Consider the following 17294-nt stretch of genomic DNA (forward strand, 5'->3'; position numbering starts at 1 on the left):
ACAATTAAATCAAACCATTATAAAATGGTAGCGCATTCATTTATCGCTCAAGCCTGGACTGATCCCTGGCGGCAGACAAGCGCAGGATCGTCAAAATGCGATCCCGCTTACAAAAAGGAGGTGGGGTCAGAGGCGCTAAGGTGTCTGAAGACAGGTCGAAAGTCGGTCAACGAGGGTAAAGCCAACGTCATCATTGACGGTCGTATGATCGCCGTTTTTCAGGCGGCGCAGCAGGGCAGCCGCTGCCAGATGACCAAGCTGTTTGCCATCAATGCGCACTGTCGAAAGAGGCGGGAAAGTGTGGGCAGCGAAGTTCATATCGCCAAAACCAAAGACAGAAAGCTGTTCCGGCACCTTCAGATGGCGGCTTGCGGCTTCGGTCAGCACGCCGTGGGCCAGGGTATCAGAAGTGCAAACGACGACACGCGGTGTACTGTCCCTTTCAAGGATGCGTGTTAAACCTTCGCGGCCCTGCTCCAGGGCAGGCAGTCCCGTGAAGCTCTGATGCACAATATCAGTGATGCCCTGCGACGTTAAGGTTTCCATAAACACCTGCGCTCGCACTTTACCGCGTGGATCATCAACGGAGAGCAGGGCGAAATGACGATATCCCTGACCGAGTAAATGATTAGCCACACGACGGCCCACCTCTTCGTGAGAAAACCCCACCAGCATATCAATAGGGGAGTCGCTGATGTCCCAGGTTTCCACCACCGGCACGCCCGTCGCACGCAGGCGTTTGCGGCTGGGTTCAGTGTGCACCGTTCCGGTGAGGATAATGCCATCCGGGCGACGACTGAGGATCACGTCCAGCAGCTCCTGTTCCTGTTGTGCTTCATACCCGGAGATACCCAGCAGGACCTGGTAGCCGTTGGCGGCCAGTTGCTCGGCAATCGCCTGAAAGGTATCCGAAAACAGGGGATTAGTGAGCATCGGGACTAATACCGCGACCAGACGGCTACGGTTGGATGCCAGTGCGCCCGCATTCTGATTGGGTACAAAGCCCGTCTCTTCAATGACTTTCAATACTCTGGTGCGCGTCGCTTCCTTTACCTGGTCCGGTTGATTTAACACACGCGACACCGTGATGGGGGCAACATTAGCCATTTTTGCTACATCTGCGATGCGCAGTCCTGAAACTGTCTGTTTACGACCGGGCATAGAGTGTCCACCACTGAAAGACGGTTAGTTTAAGGGCTTATCTTATCGACCACGACGTTGGGTATACAGCGCATCGAGTACAAAAACTGCCAGCGCAACCCAAATAAAGGCAAAGGTCACCATTTTGTCTGCGCCGGGGTGCTCATCGTAGAAGAACACGGCCAGAAGGAACATCAAGGTCGGGCCGATGTACTGAAAGAACCCGAGCGTCGATAAGCGAAGACGGGTAGCCGCCCCGGTAAAACAGAGCAGGGGAATGGTGGTGACAACACCCGCTGCCATTAACAGCAGGTTAAGAGACACGCTGTTCTGGGTCATATGGCTGGTTTCGCTGTTTGCAAAGCCAAACAGCCAGATGGCCGCAACCGGAAGCAACCAGAGTGTTTCGATGAGCATGCCAGTCTGGGCGTCAACGGCGATTTTTTTACGGATGAGCCCGTAAAAAGCGAAGCTGAAGGCGAGTCCGAGCGAGATGATCGGTAACGAGCCGAAGGCCCACAACTGAACCAGCACGCCGGTCGCCGCCAGAATAACCGCAGCCCACTGCATCCGGCGAAAACGCTCGGCGAGAAAAATCATGCCCAGTAAAATATTCACCAGGGGGTTGATGAAATAACCGAGGCTGGCTTCCAGCAGATGATGATTATTGACCGACCAGATAAAAAGCAGCCAGTTGCCCCCGATTAGCACTGCCGAAAGTGCCAGTAAGCAGAGCTTCTTTGGCATGCGGAAAACCTGTTTCACCTGCGGCCATTGTCGGCTGACGCTTATCAGGGCAATCATAAAGAAAAAGGACCAGATAATGCGGTGAGTCAGGATTTCATCGGCGGGGACATACCCTATGATTTTGAAATAAGCCGGCGCAATACCCCAAATAAAGTAAGCCGCAAGGGCGAGTAACACCCCTTGTCGCGTCTGTTTTGCATCCATGTCACTACACTCGTTGCTGAAAAGAGAGGCTACTTTAACTGATTTTGTGACTCAACCCACCATATAGGTCGCGGTTGCGCTTGCAATATAGAGCTGCTCTTCGTTATGCAGCTCAACACGGGCAACAGCCACTTTGTTCCCCGCACGCAAAAGGGTGCTGCTGGCGGTAAACCGGTTTCCACGGCCAGGGCGTAAATAATCCACGCGTAAATCAATCGTCCCCATCCGCGACAAACGGGTCCGCAGCTCCTCCTCCGTCAGCGTATCGTGACGCGTGAGGGTGCTGCCTACGCAAACCAGTCCGGCCGCCACGTCCAGGGCGGAAGCAATCACGCCACCATGAAGAATACTCTGCGCCCAGTTTCCCACCATCATGGGTTGATTATTAAAGCTGAGCTCGGCGTACTCTTTTTCATAGCGGATGAGTTCCAGCCCAAGGGCGCGATTAAACGGCATATGGTAAACAAAGATCTCACCTACCAGTTTTAATGCGGCGTCGGCTGTGAGGAGGGTTGACATAGAAGCTATATCCATAAGTTAAAGAAATGTTGATTTTATGCCTCAAAATTGTTGATTACCAGTTTCAGAAAGGATACCTGCGCAGCTCTTAAATAAATCTGTAGAATAGGTGGCGCTAAAATATTCAGTTCAACAACTTTGTTCAGGGGAAGAAAGCCGATGCGGACGTTTCTGGGTTGGTTTGCGGCAGCGTGCATGCTGCCATTTGCAGCATTTGCGCAGGAAGCGACAGTAAAAGAAGTTCATGATGCGCCCGCGGTGCGCGGCAGTATTATCGCCAACATGCTCCAGGAGCATGATAATCCGTTTACGCTCTACCCGTATGAATCCAACTACCTGCTTTATACCTATACGAGCGATATGAACAAAGAAGCCATCCGCTCTTATAGCTGGTCGGATGAAGCTCGTAAGGATGAAGTGAAGTTCCAGCTCAGCCTGGCATTCCCGTTATGGCGTGGTATTGTCGGACCGAACTCGGTGCTGGGTGCGTCTTACACGCAAAAATCCTGGTGGCAGCTCTCTAATACCAAAGAGCCGGCGTCTTCGCCGTTCCGTGAAACCAACTATGAACCGCAGCTGTTCCTTGGTTTTGCCACCGACTACAGCTTTGCGGGCTGGACGTTACGTGATGTGGAGTTTGGTTTTAACCATGATTCCAATGGACGTTCCGACCCGACGTCGCGTAGCTGGAACCGCATCTACACGCGTTTGATGGCGCAAAACAATAACTGGCTGGTAGAAGTGAAACCCTGGTACGTCGTGGGAAATACCGACGATAACCCGGACATCACCAAATACCTGGGCCACTATCAGATGCGAATCGGCTATCAGTACGGTGAAACCATCTTCAGCGTGAAAGGTCAGTACAACTGGAATACTGGCTACGGCGGCGCAGAGGTCGGTGTGAGCTATCCGATTACCAAACATGTTCGCTTCTACACTCAGGTGTACAGCGGCTATGGCGAGTCGTTGATTGACTATAATTTCAATCAGACACGGGTTGGTGTTGGCGTAATGCTCAACGATCTGTTTTAAGGATTGCAGTTTCATGAGCAGGCGCTGAAAATAGCGCCTGTTTTTTGCGGTTGAATGGGGTAAATGTGGCGCAGGCGGAAGTTTTGAATCTGGAATCGGCAGCTCTACAGGTTTTACGTGAAACCTTTGGCTACCAGCAGTTCCGTCCGGGCCAGGTGGATATTATCGACACGGCGCTCGCCGGTCGCGATTGTCTCGTCGTGATGCCCACGGGTGGCGGAAAATCCCTCTGTTATCAAATTCCGGCGTTGATCCTTCCGGGATTAACCCTGGTGGTCTCACCGCTTATCTCGTTGATGAAAGACCAGGTCGATCAGCTCCTTGCCAACGGTGTGGCGGCGGCGTGTCTCAATTCAACGCAGACGCGCGAGCAACAGCTTGAGGTGATGGCAGGGTGCCGAACCGGGCAAATTCGTCTGCTCTATATCGCCCCCGAGCGTCTGATGCTCGACAATTTCCTGGACCAGCTTCGCCACTGGAACCTCACTCTGTTAGCCGTGGACGAGGCGCACTGTATCTCTCAGTGGGGCCATGATTTCCGCCCGGAATATGCCGCTCTTGGGCAGTTGCGCCAGTATTTGCCCGCGGTGCCCTTTATGGCGCTCACCGCCACGGCCGATGACACTACACGGGCGGACATTGTGCGTCTGCTCGGGCTCAACGACCCGCTGATTCAAATCAGCAGCTTCGACCGTCCGAACATCCGCTACATGCTGATGGAGAAGTTTAAACCGCTCGATCAGCTCCTGCGCTACGTGCATGACCAGCGTGGCAAAGCGGGGATTATCTACTGCAACAGTCGTGCGAAAGTGGAAGACACCGCCGCACGTCTGCAAAGTCGGGGGTTCAGTGCGGCGGCCTACCATGCCGGGCTGGAAAACGACGTGCGCGCCAGCGTGCAGGAGAAATTCCAGCGCGATGACCTGCAAATCGTGGTCGCCACCGTGGCCTTCGGGATGGGCATCAACAAACCCAACGTGCGCTTTGTGGTGCATTTCGATATTCCGCGCAACATCGAATCCTATTATCAGGAAACCGGTCGTGCCGGACGAGACGGGTTACCGGCGGAAGCCATGTTGTTTTATGCCCCGGAAGATATGGCCTGGCTGCGTCGCTGTCTGGAAGAGAAACCCGCCGGGCAGTTGCAGGATATCGAACGCCACAAACTGAACGCGATGGGAGCCTTTGCTGAGGCGCAAACCTGCCGTCGCCTTGTGCTGCTGAACTATTTCGGCGAAGGGCGACAGGCACCCTGCGGTAACTGCGATATCTGCCTCGATCCCCCAAAACGCTATGATGGGCTCACCGATGCGCAAATTGCCCTCTCCACCATTGGTCGGGTTAATCAGCGGTTCGGGATGGGCTATGTGGTGGAAGTGATCCGTGGCGCAAATAACCAACGTATCCGTGAGCTTGGCCACGATAAGCTTAAGGTGTACGGGATGGGGCGGGATAAAAGCCATGAGCACTGGGTGAGCGTGATTCGACAACTCATCCATTTGGGGCTGGTCACGCAGAATATTGCGCAACACTCATGCTTACAGATGACGGATGCCGCGCGTCCCGTGCTGCGGGGTGAAATACCGTTGCAACTGGCCGTACCGCGCATGGTGGCGATTAAATCCAGGGTGATGCAAAAGGCCGCCGTCGGCAACTATGATCGTAAGCTCTTCGCCAAGCTACGCAAACTGCGTAAAGCGATTGCTGATGAAAACAACGTGCCGCCGTATGTGGTCTTCAATGACGCAACGCTTATCGAAATGGCGGAACAGATGCCCATTACGCCGGGTGAAATGCTGGGAGTTAATGGCGTTGGGGTTCGTAAACTCGAACGGTTTGGTCAGGAGTTTATGGCGCTGATCCGTGCCCACGTTGACGGTGATGATGAGTAGTCAGCAGGCGCGAAAAGTGCCAGGATAGTTACCCACTTTACTATTTTTCCGCGAGTTAAACATGGTCATGCTCTTCCTCACCGTCGCCCTGGTGCACATTGTGGCGTTAATGAGTCCAGGCCCGGACTTTTTCTTTGTGTCGCAAACCGCCGTTAGCCGCTCCCGTAAAGAGGCGATGATGGGTGTGCTGGGCATCACCGCAGGCGTGATGGTCTGGGCGGCCGTTGCGCTGCTCGGTCTGAACCTGATCCTTGAGAAAATGGCCTGGCTGCACAGCATTATTATGGTCGGCGGTGGCCTGTATCTGTGCTGGATGGGTTACCAGATGCTGCGCGGCGCGCTGAAAAAAGAAGAGAAAACCGCCGAAGCGCCTGCGGTGGAGCTGGCGACCAGCGGGCGCAGCTTTATGAAGGGGCTGCTGACGAATCTCGCCAATCCCAAAGCCATCATCTACTTCGGCTCGGTATTCTCACTGTTTGTGGGAGACAGTGTCGGTACGGGCGCGCGCTGGGGTATTTTCGTACTGATCATTGTGGAAACCTTTGCCTGGTTTACCGTGGTGGCAAGCCTGTTCGCTCTTCCGGCGATGCGTCGTGGTTATCAGCGTCTGGCGAAGTGGATTGACGGTTTTGCCGGTGCGCTGTTCGCCGGTTTCGGTATTCATCTGATCATTTCGCGGTAAGTTTTCTACCGGATAGCTGACGCCATCCGGTTATCTCATCAGGCATGACGTGCCGATGCCAGCAGTGCCCCCACCAGCATAAATAACGACCCAAACACCTTATTTAACGCTTTCATCTGATGTGGCCCTTTAATCCAGCCAGCGATACGCTGCGCCAGCGTCGCGTAGCCAATCATCACAATGATATCCACCACAATGGTGGTCACGCCCAGCACCACGTACTGCATGATTTGCGGCTGCTGCGGCACAATAAATTGTGGAAACAGCGCGGCCAGAAAGACAATGCTTTTGGGGTTGGTGAGATTCACAAACACGGCGCGCTTAAACAGACGCGAGCGGGATTGCGTCCGGGCAAGGGTATTGAGGTCAATCGCCCCGGCGGCGCGCCATTGTTGAATACCGAGCCAGATCAGGTAGGCAGCCCCCGCCCATTTCAGTACTTCAAACGCCAGCACCGAGCGGGAGAAAAGGGTGCCCAGACCTACGCCCACCAGCACAATGTGAATACCAAGGCCAGTTTGTAGCCCGGCAATGGACGCCGCCGCGCCACGATAACCGTGGCTTAGCGAGGTGGTCATGGTATTGATCGCCCCGGAACCGGGCGAAAGGCTGAGGATAATGGACGTCAGCAGATAGGCGAACCACCACTCGAAGGTCATGAGAAACTCCCTGATTGTCTGTTTTTATGCCACAATACGCTATTGTCCGCAGAGGTTGCTATAGGTCACAAAAAACGTTTTGGTCGTGTGAGTGAGGGCGTACCCAATGTTCCGGCGAAACAAGGAGTGGGAAACCAGAGAAAGCGCGTTTGCTGCCTTTGCTACAGGTCCGTTAACCGATTTCTGGCGTCAGCGTGAAGAGGCAGAGTTTACCGGCGTGGATGACGTCCCGGTGCGTTTTGTCCGTTTCCATGCCACCGGGCACGATCGGGTTATCGTGGTCTGCCCTGGCCGTATTGAAAGCTATGTGAAGTATGCCGAACTGGCCTATGACCTGTTTCATCTTGGGTTTGATGTGCTCATTATTGACCATCGCGGTCAGGGGCGGTCGGGGCGTATGCTGGAAGATTCGCACCGGGGCCACGTGGTCAATTTCAGTGATTACGTTGACGATCTGGCGGCATTCTGGGAACAGGAAGTGGCTCCCGGCCCGTGGCGTAAGCGCTACATCCTGGCCCATTCTATGGGCGGTGCGATTGCCACGCTCTTTTTACAGCGCCATCCGCAGGCAAATTGTGATGCTATTGCGCTGTGCGCGCCCATGTTCGGCATCATTATTCATCTGCCAGACTGGATGGTACGCCCGTTGCTGGACTGGGCCGAAGGCTACCCGCGCATTCGTGAAAATTACGCCATCGGCACGGGACGCTGGCACGCGCTGCCGTTTGCCATCAACACCCTGACCCATAGCCGCGAACGTTACCGACGCAACCTGCGTTTTTATGCTGATGAGCCTCAGTTACGCGTTGGCGGGCCAACCTGGCACTGGGTGCGGGAAGGCATTCTGGCCGGTGAAGAGGTGCTGGCAGGGGCGGCATCAGACACCTCGCCGATGTTGATTATTCAGGCAGAAGAAGAGCGTGTTGTGGATAACCGCATGCACGATCGCTTCTGCGACATTCGCGCCGCAGCGGGTCACCCTTGTGAAGGGGGCAAGCCGCTTGTCATAAAGGGCGCGTACCATGAGATCCTCTTTGAAGAGGACGCCATGCGCTCAGTCGCGCTCAGCGCCATCGTCGACTTCTTCGATCGGCATAACTAATGAATTATTGAGGTATAAGGTTCTTATGTATCAGGTTGTTGCATCTGATTTAGATGGCACATTGCTCTCCCCCGACCACACACTCTCCCCGTTTGCGAAGGATACGCTCAAGCTCCTCACTGCGCGCGGGGTGAACTTCGTTTTCGCCACGGGTCGTCACCATGTGGATGTCGGGCAAATCCGCGACAACCTGGAGATCAAAGCCTACATGATCACCTCGAATGGCGCGCGCGTACACGATACCGACGGCAATCTGGTGTTCACCCATAACCTCGATCGGGACATCGCCGCTGACCTGTTTGGCGTGGTGCATAACAACCCGGACATCATCACTAACGTCTACCGTGATGACGAGTGGTTTATGAACCGCCACCGTCCGGATGAAATGCGTTTCTTTAAAGAGGCAATTTTCCAGTATTCCCTCTACGAGCCAGGCTTGCTGGAGCCGGAAGGGATCAGCAAAGTCTTCTTTACCAGCGACTCGCATGAACAGCTCCTGCCTCTGGAGCAGGCGATAAACGCCCGCTGGGGCGATCGCGTTAACGTGAGTTTCTCCACGTTAACCTGCCTGGAAGTAATGGCAGGCGGCGTGTCGAAAGGGCATGCGCTGGAGGCCGTATCCGCAGCGCTGGGTTACAGCCTTAAAGAGTGCATCTCCTTTGGCGACGGCATGAACGATGCCGAAATGCTCTCTATGGCGGGCAAAGGATGCATCATGGGCAACGCCCATCAGCGCCTGAAGGATCTGCACCCGGAGCTGGAAGTGATTGGTACTAACGCCGACAACGCTGTCCCACATTATCTACGCAAACTCTTTCTTGAGTGACGATAGGGTTATTTATTGACCAGTTGTCAACCAAAGACTCCGCTACAATGGGTGTTCCTTATCCAGAGAGACATTCATTGTGGCGCTTCTCATCATTACCACGATCCTGTGGGCCTTCTCTTTTAGCCTGATTGGCGAGTACCTTGCCGGGCATGTTGACAGCTATTTTTCGGTGCTGATGCGCGTCGGGCTGGCGGCGCTGGTCTTTTTACCTTTCCTGCGCACGCGCGGGCTACCCTTTAAAACAATCGGTTTGTATATGCTGGTGGGGGCGCTCCAACTGGGCATTATGTACCTGTTCAGCTTCCGGGCCTACCTCTACCTGACAGTCTCGGAGTTCCTGCTCTTCACCGTCTTCACGCCGCTTTATATCACCCTCATTTACGATCTGCTCAGTAAACGCAAACTGCGCTGGGGCTATGCGCTGAGTGCGCTGCTGGCGGTGGTGGGAGCGGCGATTATTCGTTATGACAAAGTCAGTGAGCACTTCTGGACAGGGCTGATGTTTGTTCAGCTTGCCAACCTCAGTTTCGCCATCGGCATGGTGGGCTATAAACGCCTGATGGAAACCCGTCCTATGCCGCAGCACAACGCGTTTGCGTGGTTCTACCTCGGTGCGTTTGTGGTGGCGGTGACCGCCTGGTTTGCGCTGGGAAATCCACAAAAACTGCCAACCACCAACGTACAGTGGGGCGTGCTGATCTGGCTGGGCGTGGTGGCGTCAGGGCTTGGCTACTTCATGTGGAACTACGGGGCAACGCAGGTGGATGCCGGTACGCTTGGCATCATGAATAATGTGCACGTTCCGGCCGGGCTGCTGGTTAACCTTGCCATCTGGCAGGAGCAGCCCCACTGGCCGAGCTTTATTATTGGTGGCTCGGTGATAATGGCCTCGCTGTGGGTCCATCGACAGTGGGTCGCTCCGCGCTCCGCACAAACGGCAGATGGTCGCAAGCGTGGTTCCGCGCTGAGCGAATAAACGCCTCGGTCACCGGTTGACGCTGCTCACCATCGCGTGTGGCGGCGTACAACCGGCTCCACAAGCCTTCTCCCAGCGTCTTTGTCACCACCAGCCCCTGGCGTTCAAAACTCTCCACCACCCAGTGCGGCAGTGCGGCAATCCCCATCCGCGCCGCCACCATCTGAATCAATAACAGGGTGTTATCCACACTTTTTAGCGACGGGCTGACGCCTGCCGGTTGCAGGAAGTGACGCCAGATATCCAGACGACTGCGTTGCACCGGGTAAATAAGCAGCGTTTCGGCGGCAATATCTTCCGGTGCGATTCGCGCCCGTGAAGCAAGAGGATGGTCAGGCGAGAGCACCAGCCGCACTTCAAAATCAAACATCGGCGAATAGTACAGCCCGCTGCGCGGCAGAATGTCCGATGTCATCACCAGATCCAGCTCGCCCTGCTGTAAGGCTGGCTGCGGGTCAAAGGTCACGCCTGATTTAAAATCCATCTCCACCTGCGGCCACTGGGTATGAAAACGCTCCAGCGCCGGCGTCAACCACTGGATACAGCTGTGACATTCAATGGCGATGCGCAGGCGTGTTTGCTGCGGTTTATTGCAGGCCTGCAACGCGCTGGTGATTTGTGGCAGCACCTGGTTTGCCAGTTGCAGCAGGATTTCGCCCTGCGGCGTAAAGCGCAGGGGCTGACTTTTACGCACAAACAGCCGGAAGCCCAGGCGCTGTTCCAGATCGCTGAACTGGTGGGAAAGGGCGGACTGAGTCTGGTGCAGCGATGCCGCCGCCGCCGCGAGAGAACCGCTGTTGCGTAACGCCTGCAGCGTTTTCAGATGTTTAATTTCGATCATGAAAGTCCTTCACTCCGGCATGACAAATTTGCGCTTGAGGAATATACAGTACCTTTTGATTATAGATGTGTAAACATCTGGACGTCTAAAATCCGTCGTCTTTTAAATTTATGACGCGGTGGCTGCGTTTACCTGCTCCGGCCACTTACTTCAGTAAGCTCCCGGAAATAAGCAAACGTGCTGCCTGCCCTGAATTCAAAATCTAACGTATTGACAATGACTTAGAGGAAGCGCAAATGACAGTTATCACACACACCCTCGGTTTTCCTCGCGTTGGTCTGCGTCGCGAGCTGAAAAAAGCGCAAGAGAGCTATTGGGCGGGCAACCTTTCCCGTGAAGAGCTGCTGGCGGTTGGCCGCGAACTGCGTGCCCGTCACTGGGAGCAGCAAAAAGCGGCGGGCATTGACCTGTTGCCGGTGGGCGACTTCGCCTGGTACGATCACGTTCTGACCACCAGCCTGCTGCTCGGCAATGTTCCGGCTCGTCATCAGAACAGAGACGGTGCTATCGATATTGATACGCTGTTCCGCATGGGTCGTGGCCGTGCGCCCACCGGTGAACCGGCAGCAGCAGCGGAAATGACCAAGTGGTTTAACACCAACTATCACTACATGGTGCCGGAGTTCGTCAAAGGCCAACAGTTCAGTCTGCGCTGGACGCAACTGCTGGAGGAAGTGGACGACGCGCTGGCGCTGGGCCACAGAGTTAAACCTGTATTGTTAGGCCCGGTCACTTACCTGTGGTTGGGTAAAGTCAAAGGTGAACCCTTTGATCGCCTGAGCCTGCTGAACGATATTCTGCCGGTCTACCAGCAGGTACTGGCTGAACTGGCAACACGCGGCATTGAGTGGGTACAGATTGACGAACCTGCGCTGGTACTGGAACTGCCACAGGTGTGGCTGGATGCGTTCAAACCGGCGTACGACGCGCTGTCCGGGCAGGTGAAGCTGTTGTTAACGACCTATTTCGAGGGCGTCACCCCTAACCTGGACACCATTACGGCGCTGCCGGTACAGGGGCTGCACGTTGATCTTGTTCACGGTAACGATGACGTTGTGAGGCTACATGAGCGCCTGCCCTCTGACTGGTTGCTCTCGGCAGGCCTGATTAACGGTCGTAACGTCTGGCGTGCCGATCTTACAGAGAAATATGCACAAATTGCGGTGATCAACGGCCAACGTCCGCTATGGGTGGCCCCTTCCTGTTCGCTGTTGCATAGCCCCATCGATCTGAACGTAGAAACGCGTCTTGATGCCGAGGTAAAGAGCTGGTTTGCCTTCGCGCTACAGAAATGTGAAGAGCTCGCACTGCTGCGCGATGCGCTGAACAGCGGTGATACCACTGCCATCAAAGCCTGGAGCGTACCGATTCAGGAACGTCGCCACTCCACCCGCGTGCACAATAGCGCTGTTGCAAAACGACTTGCAGCCATTACCGCGCAGGAGAGCCAGCGCAACAGTCCTTACACCGTGCGTGCAGTAGCCCAGCGTGCACGTTTTAAACTGCCTGCCTGGCCCACCACCACCATCGGTTCGTTCCCGCAAACCACCGAGATTCGTGGCCTGCGTCTGGACTTCAAAAAAGGCAATCTCGACGCTAACCACTATCGCACCGGCATTGCTGAACACATCAAACAGGCGATTGTGGAGCAGGAGCGGCTGGGGCTGGACGTACTGGTACACGGCGAAGCCGAGCGTAACGACATGGTCGAGTACTTTGGTGAGCATCTGGACGGTTTTGTCTTCACGCAGAACGGCTGGGTGCAGAGTTACGGCTCCCGCTGCGTGAAGCCGCCAGTGGTAATTGGCGACGTCAGCCGCCCGGAAGCCATTACCGTGGAGTGGGCGAAGTACGCCCAATCTCTGACCGACAAGCCGGTAAAAGGGATGCTGACCGGCCCTGTGACGATCCTGTGCTGGTCCTTCCCGCGCGAAGATGTGAGCCGTGAAACCATCGCCAAACAGATTGCGCTGGCGCTGCGTGACGAAGTAGCGGATCTGGAAGCGGCCGGTATCGGCATCATTCAGATTGATGAACCGGCCCTGCGTGAGGGGCTGCCGCTGCGCCGTAGCGACTGGGAGGCGTATCTGGCCTGGGGCGTCGAAGCTTTCCGCATTAACGCGGCGGTAGCGAAAGATGATACCCAGATCCACACCCATATGTGTTATTGCGAGTTTAACGACATCATGGATTCCATCGCCGCACTGGATGCTGACGTGATCACCATTGAAACGTCACGCTCGGATATGGAACTGCTGGAGTCGTTTGAAGCTTTCGACTACCCGAACGACATCGGGCCGGGCGTCTACGACATCCATTCGCCGAACGTCCCAAGCGTAGAGTGGATTGAAGCCCTGCTGGCAAAAGCCGCCCAGCGCATCCCGGCGGAGCGCCTGTGGGTGAACCCGGACTGCGGCCTGAAAACCCGCGGCTGGCCAGAAACCCGTGCCGCACTGGCGAATATGGTGAAAGCGGCGCAGAATTTGCGCCAGGCCTGAGAAGTGGGTGACTCATAATGAAAAGCGATCGCCCAGGCAATCGCTTTATTTACTTGTCTTTCGGATCGACGATGTTGATGGTGTAGGTTTTCTTAAATCTCGTGGAGCTTTCAAACATATGTGCGTAGCCACCTCCCGCCACCAGGAAGGTGACCACCCCTGTTTTGACAGGGGTGCCTTGCACCTGAATACAATTTAGATCACGGGTGTCTGTTGTTTTGTCTGACATGCGCCATTCTGGGAGCGGGCAATATTTGATGGTCAGCCCAGTATCCTCTGGATTAAGACGTAATGAATTTCCGGAGCCAGAAACACTGGCACCGAAGATGTTGATTTTCGCCGAGTAAGGCTGATGTAATACAGCATCATGTAACCTGGGGTTTTCTGGTAAGAAAGAAAAATGTTGGCTGCATGATGTCAAACATATTGTCATCATCAATATAAAGATTTTATTCATGCATTGATTCATCCTTGAGTTATGACTGTAGAGAATATTTATGCTATTCATCTTCTGAATGTGTATGTTAATGGTCCAGAACATTAATGGTGTAGGTTTTCTTAAATCTGGTGGCACTTACAAACATCGACCCATAGACACCTCCACCCACGACAAAAGTGACAATTCCGGGTTTAACGGGAGTTCCCTGTACGAGGATACAATTTAGATCGCGAGTGTCTGATGTTGTGTCTGACATGCGCCATTCTGGGGTCGGGCAATATTTGATGGTCAAGCCCGTATCCTCTGGATTAAGACGCAATACTATGCCTGGACTAATAACTGGGGCGCCGAAAATATTGATTTTTGCCGAGTAAGGTTGATGAACAACAGCGTCACGTAACATGGGATATTCAGGCAAAAACGAAACGTGCCGACTGCATGATGTCAAAAATAATACTATGATAATGAGATGTATTTTATTCATATTTATTTTAATGGCTTAAAAACCATGCCCCCGAAGAAACGATTGAGAAAACGACGGGTAGTCATGTCCGATTTAATGTGGTTTTTTACTTTTCCCCATGAGAAAAGTGCTAAGGATATTTCGCCTCTGTCACTTTGCGTTAACTGACTGTTCCAAACGATCCAGTGATTCGGCACAGTGAAAATTGAATCGTTACCGTCCAGTAATCCTCCGGCGACCAGCGTAACGACTTTGTACCCTCTGTTGACGTAATCATTAAAGATATGAATGTCTTCCACGCTGCCCCGGGTGATACCTGCATTGCAGAATACCAGTTCATAGCCCGCCTTCTGGAACCACTCTGTCAGAGTCTGCCACATGGTGACTCCGGCGGCAGGGGAGTCGACGGTGTCGTAGTTAATCACCGCATTTTCCGAATCTCTGAGACTGGCGAGGGTTATCCAGTCAACACCAGGAATAATAGGATCTGGGGGGGTTAAGTCATGGTCGTAAAATTCCCCTGACGGGTGTCTACATCCCTCTCCCGGCACAATTTCCAGCTCGCCAATTTTGGTTTTACCCCAGCACCAGAGTTCACGGGCGGCCTGCGCGTAGACATCGGGTCTGTCTATTTGCAGGCAGTAGAAAAATGCGGCTGGGCCGCACAAACTTCCCCACCCCTGATTAGGATAATCCAGCTGATTAAATCGCGTGGTTATCTGTTCTCTAATGGTGCTACGCTCGAAGGGATCGAGGTCATGGCCAATAGGGTACTCTTTCGCAATAAACGGGCGTTCGGGTCTGGATATTTTGACCTCCTGTATATTGGTTTCACCGGGTTTGACTCGACGGGTGTACCCGGTGGTAACGAAGAAACACGGATTCTCACGTTTAATTGAAGACCATGCACGCCCGGAACTGAATTCCGCTAAGGTATACATTTTGGTAAAAGGGGTTTCGTGAATGCGCGATGCCCCCAGCCTGCCTTTCCAGTAAAGGGTGACTTTCATGATATACATCGTTGAGAACGGATCGTCAGTTTCCTGAGTAATATGGCGTTGGGTTTCATAATTACTTTGTATTTGTTGTTGCGTCACATCCACAAGAATATGTTTATTACGCCGTGAATCCATTCGATAAATTAATAGGTCATAAAGAATATCCTCGGGTTTGACGTTGGAGCGAATTTGAGTGCTTACAGTATAGGTGGGCATTGTTAATCCTTTAGTTATATTGATGCTGAAAATTAACGGCATCCTGACGTTAATTAATGGTTTGGCTGTAATGTATTTATATATTTAATGGAATTTATTTGCGACCCGCAGAGATCACGTATTACGAGATCTCTGTACGATCAATTTGAAAATAAGTCGCGACGCTGGGGATTATATTTTACTCCTCCCGGCACAACCATGTTGTATTGCGTTGCGCCAGCAATGCTCTTTGCTGCGGCGTGGGTGTGCGGTCGCTGACCACATAGTGAAAATCGCCGATATCGCCGTTGCGGCACATCGCCCGACGGCCAAATTTGGTGCTGTCTACCACCAGCACGTTCACCTCCGCGCTGGCGACCAGCGCCAGGCGGGCCACCACTTCCTCGTCGTTAAAATCATATAACTCACCCTCTTCACCAATGCCGCCTACGGAGACCACACCCATATCAACCCGATAGCGGCGAAAAAAGGTCAGGGCATCGCTGCCGATCACGTCCAGATCGCGTTTGCGTACGCGCCCACCTGCCACCGTCAGTTCACAGCCTGGAAGCAGGCTCAACGGTGTGGCCGCGTGCAGATTGTTGGTGCAGACCGCCAGTTGCGTATCCTGTGGCAGGGCGCGGGCGACCATTTCGACGGTGGTACCGGTGCCGAGAAAACAGCTTTCCGCGTCGGCGAGAAGCTGAACCACGCGCTCGCCCATCCAGCGTTTGCCGATGACGTTCACGATCTCCCTTTGCTGATAGCCAATATTTTCGCGTGCGAAAGGAGCGACCATCCCGTGACGGCGTAAGAGCAGGCCCTGGGCGGTGAGCTCACGCAGGTCGCTGCGTACGGTTTGTAATGACACGCCAAAGTAGTGGGCCAGTTGTTCAATACTGCTTTCACCCTGTTCGGTGACGAGAGAGACAATCTCGCTGCGGCGGGCTTCCGGGGTCATATTTGCGTCCTGCTTTAACGGATTGGCACATGCTAGCCCGCAAATATGAAATTAGTACTACGAAAAACGGAGGTCATATTTCTGTCAGATTCCGTTGGTTTAATCGTCACAACGAAAACCAAGGGGATGAAAACATGAGTAAAACACCTGCACTGGCTGTGGTTTTTCTGGCCATGATGAGCGCGTCGGCCTTCGCCAAATCGACCCTCACGCTCTATACCAGCCAGCCTAACGAAGATGCACAGATGACGGTCAGTGCGTTTGAGCAGGCGCACCCGGATGTGGAAGTGAAGTGGATACGTGACGGAACCACCAAGCTGATTGCCCGTCTGCAGGCGGAAATCGCTGCCGGAGGAGCCAGCCCGGACGTATTGCTCATCGCTGACAGCGTGACGATGGAATCCCTGAAGCAAAAAAATCTGCTGGCGGCCTATAAATCACCGCAGGCCAGCCGCTACGATGCGCAACTCTACGATAAAGACGGTTACTACTACGGCACCAAGCTCATCACTACCGGCATTGCCTACCACACCAAAGCGCCGGTGAAACCGGACTCCTGGCAGGATCTGCTCAAACCTGAGCTGAAAAATATGACCACGCTGCCCAGCCCGCTCTACTCCGGCGCGGCGCAAATCCACCTCGCGACCCTGATGAATGACCCGCAGCTCGGCTGGCAGTATTACGAAAAACTGAAAGAGAACGGGGCAATGCCGCAAAGCGGTAACGGCGGGGTAATGAGCGCGATTACCTCCGGCAGCAAAGCCTACGGTGTGCTGGTGGACTATATGGCGATCCGTGAAAAAGCCAAGGGTGCGCCCGTCGAGTTCGTCTTCCCCAAAGAGGGGGTCAGCATCGTGACGGAACCCGTCGCAATGATGAAAGAGGCGAAAAACGGAGAAGGGGCAAAAGCCTTTATCGATTTTGTACTCTCTCCTGAAGGGCAAAAACTGGTGCTTAAACAGGGCTATCTGACCGCAGACCCGGCTCTGCCCGTTCCTGCTGGATTCCCGGCACGCGACAGTATCAAGCTGATGGCCTACGACCCGGCGAAAGCGCTGGCGGATGCCGAACCGAACAAAAAACGTTTTGCCGACCTCTTCGGAAACCGCTAAGT

16 protein-coding genes are annotated in these 17294 nt (G+C 54.0%); 8 read left to right on the plus strand and 8 right to left on the minus strand.

The window, feature by feature from the left end:
* Window positions 1-135: 135 nt before the first annotated feature.
* Genes M1D91_RS00975 through yigI form a run of 3 tightly spaced genes read right to left on the minus strand, consistent with a single transcriptional unit; the run spans window position 136 to window position 2610 of the window.
* Window positions 136-1161 (minus strand): LacI family DNA-binding transcriptional regulator, encoded by a 1026-nt coding sequence (locus M1D91_RS00975; protein WP_437432985.1) that lies wholly within the window; start codon window positions 1159-1161, stop codon window positions 136-138.
* 42 nt (window positions 1162-1203) lie between these two features.
* A complete protein-coding gene (gene rarD / locus M1D91_RS00980) occupies window positions 1204-2091 on the minus strand; it encodes an EamA family transporter RarD (RefSeq protein WP_437432984.1) in 888 nt (295 codons plus the stop codon).
* Between the two features lie 51 nt (window positions 2092-2142).
* On the minus strand, window positions 2143-2610 hold the full coding sequence (yigI, locus tag M1D91_RS00985) for an acyl-CoA thioesterase YigI (RefSeq protein WP_437432983.1): 468 nt from the start codon (window positions 2608-2610) through the stop codon (window positions 2143-2145).
* A gap of 159 nt (window positions 2611-2769) precedes the next feature.
* Here yigI and pldA point away from each other — a divergent pair, with 159 nt between their 5' ends.
* From pldA to rhtC, 3 genes are all read left to right on the plus strand, one after another.
* Window positions 2770-3645: a phospholipase A gene (pldA, locus tag M1D91_RS00990; RefSeq protein WP_437432982.1), complete on the plus strand. Its 876-nt coding sequence runs from the start codon at window positions 2770-2772 to the stop codon at window positions 3643-3645.
* Between the two features lie 65 nt (window positions 3646-3710).
* Window positions 3711-5537, plus strand: a complete 1827-nt coding sequence (recQ, locus tag M1D91_RS00995; RefSeq protein WP_437432981.1) for an ATP-dependent DNA helicase RecQ — start codon at window positions 3711-3713, stop codon at window positions 5535-5537.
* 61 nt (window positions 5538-5598) lie between these two features.
* Entirely contained in the window at window positions 5599-6219 is a 621-nt protein-coding gene (rhtC, locus tag M1D91_RS01000; protein WP_437432980.1) for a threonine export protein RhtC, read from the plus strand.
* Between the two features lie 38 nt (window positions 6220-6257).
* Here the strand turns inward: rhtC and rhtB are convergent, their stop codons facing one another.
* A complete protein-coding gene (gene rhtB, locus M1D91_RS01005; protein ID WP_437432979.1) occupies window positions 6258-6878 on the minus strand; it encodes a homoserine/homoserine lactone efflux protein in 621 nt (206 codons plus the stop codon).
* Window positions 6879-6984: 106 nt separating this feature from the next.
* Between rhtB and pldB the strand changes: the two genes are divergently transcribed.
* From pldB to M1D91_RS01020, 3 genes are all read left to right on the plus strand, one after another.
* A complete protein-coding gene (pldB, locus tag M1D91_RS01010; RefSeq protein ID WP_437432978.1) occupies window positions 6985-7980 on the plus strand; it encodes a lysophospholipase L2 in 996 nt (331 codons plus the stop codon).
* Between the two features lie 25 nt (window positions 7981-8005).
* A complete protein-coding gene (gene yigL, locus M1D91_RS01015; RefSeq protein ID WP_437432977.1) occupies window positions 8006-8806 on the plus strand; it encodes a sugar/pyridoxal phosphate phosphatase YigL in 801 nt (266 codons plus the stop codon).
* A 79-nt stretch (window positions 8807-8885) separates the two neighbouring features.
* The gene (locus M1D91_RS01020; protein WP_437432976.1) at window positions 8886-9785 is read left to right on the plus strand and encodes a carboxylate/amino acid/amine transporter; all 900 of its coding nucleotides are present in this window, start codon (window positions 8886-8888) and stop codon (window positions 9783-9785) included.
* Here the strand turns inward: M1D91_RS01020 and metR are convergent.
* Window positions 9673-10626 (minus strand): HTH-type transcriptional regulator MetR, encoded by a 954-nt coding sequence (gene metR / locus M1D91_RS01025; protein WP_437432975.1) that lies wholly within the window; start codon window positions 10624-10626, stop codon window positions 9673-9675. The genes M1D91_RS01020 and metR overlap by 113 nt on opposite strands.
* A 236-nt stretch (window positions 10627-10862) precedes the next feature.
* On the opposite strand from metR, the gene metE reads away from it, so the two are divergent.
* On the plus strand, window positions 10863-13124 hold the full coding sequence (metE, locus tag M1D91_RS01030; protein ID WP_437432974.1) for a 5-methyltetrahydropteroyltriglutamate--homocysteine S-methyltransferase: 2262 nt from the start codon (window positions 10863-10865) through the stop codon (window positions 13122-13124).
* Window positions 13125-13173: 49 nt separating this feature from the next.
* On the opposite strand, the gene M1D91_RS01035 is transcribed toward metE, so the two are convergent.
* From M1D91_RS01035 to M1D91_RS01045, 3 genes are all read right to left on the minus strand, one after another.
* A complete protein-coding gene (locus tag M1D91_RS01035; RefSeq protein WP_437432973.1) occupies window positions 13174-13581 on the minus strand; it encodes a hypothetical protein in 408 nt (135 codons plus the stop codon).
* Window positions 13582-14049: 468 nt separating this feature from the next.
* The gene (locus M1D91_RS01040) at window positions 14050-15240 is read right to left on the minus strand and encodes a hypothetical protein (protein ID WP_437432972.1); all 1191 of its coding nucleotides are present in this window, start codon (window positions 15238-15240) and stop codon (window positions 14050-14052) included.
* Window positions 15241-15418: 178 nt separating this feature from the next.
* Entirely contained in the window at window positions 15419-16180 is a 762-nt protein-coding gene (locus M1D91_RS01045) for a DeoR/GlpR family DNA-binding transcription regulator (protein WP_437432971.1), read from the minus strand.
* Between the two features lie 134 nt (window positions 16181-16314).
* Between M1D91_RS01045 and M1D91_RS01050 the strand changes: the two genes are divergently transcribed.
* Complete coding sequence (locus M1D91_RS01050; protein WP_437432970.1) at window positions 16315-17292, plus strand: ABC transporter substrate-binding protein; 978 nt, start codon at window positions 16315-16317, stop codon at window positions 17290-17292.
* Window positions 17293-17294: the final 2 nt, after the last annotated feature.

The organism is Enterobacter sp. SA197, from assembly GCF_054131575.1.

Excerpts from the sequence above, each read along its gene's own strand:
- yigI (WP_437432983.1), bottom strand. The coding sequence starts at position 2,610 with ATGTCAACCCTCCTCACAGCCGACGCCGCATTAAAACTGGTAGGTGAG.
- rhtB (WP_437432979.1), bottom strand. The coding sequence starts at position 6,878 with ATGACCTTCGAGTGGTGGTTCGCCTATCTGCTGACGTCCATTATCCTC.
- rhtC (WP_437432980.1), top strand. The coding sequence starts at position 5,599 with ATGGTCATGCTCTTCCTCACCGTCGCCCTGGTGCACATTGTGGCGTTA.
- metE (WP_437432974.1), top strand. The coding sequence starts at position 10,863 with ATGACAGTTATCACACACACCCTCGGTTTTCCTCGCGTTGGTCTGCGT.
- M1D91_RS01050 (WP_437432970.1), top strand. The coding sequence starts at position 16,315 with ATGAGTAAAACACCTGCACTGGCTGTGGTTTTTCTGGCCATGATGAGC.
- M1D91_RS00975 (WP_437432985.1), bottom strand. The coding sequence starts at position 1,161 with ATGCCCGGTCGTAAACAGACAGTTTCAGGACTGCGCATCGCAGATGTA.
- pldA (WP_437432982.1), top strand. The coding sequence starts at position 2,770 with ATGCGGACGTTTCTGGGTTGGTTTGCGGCAGCGTGCATGCTGCCATTT.
- rarD (WP_437432984.1), bottom strand. The coding sequence starts at position 2,091 with ATGGATGCAAAACAGACGCGACAAGGGGTGTTACTCGCCCTTGCGGCT.
- pldB (WP_437432978.1), top strand. The coding sequence starts at position 6,985 with ATGTTCCGGCGAAACAAGGAGTGGGAAACCAGAGAAAGCGCGTTTGCT.
- M1D91_RS01045 (WP_437432971.1), bottom strand. The coding sequence starts at position 16,180 with ATGACCCCGGAAGCCCGCCGCAGCGAGATTGTCTCTCTCGTCACCGAA.
- M1D91_RS01035 (WP_437432973.1), bottom strand. The coding sequence starts at position 13,581 with ATGAATAAAATCTTTATATTGATGATGACAATATGTTTGACATCATGC.
- M1D91_RS01040 (WP_437432972.1), bottom strand. The coding sequence starts at position 15,240 with ATGCCCACCTATACTGTAAGCACTCAAATTCGCTCCAACGTCAAACCC.
- metR (WP_437432975.1), bottom strand. The coding sequence starts at position 10,626 with ATGATCGAAATTAAACATCTGAAAACGCTGCAGGCGTTACGCAACAGC.
- yigL (WP_437432977.1), top strand. The coding sequence starts at position 8,006 with ATGTATCAGGTTGTTGCATCTGATTTAGATGGCACATTGCTCTCCCCC.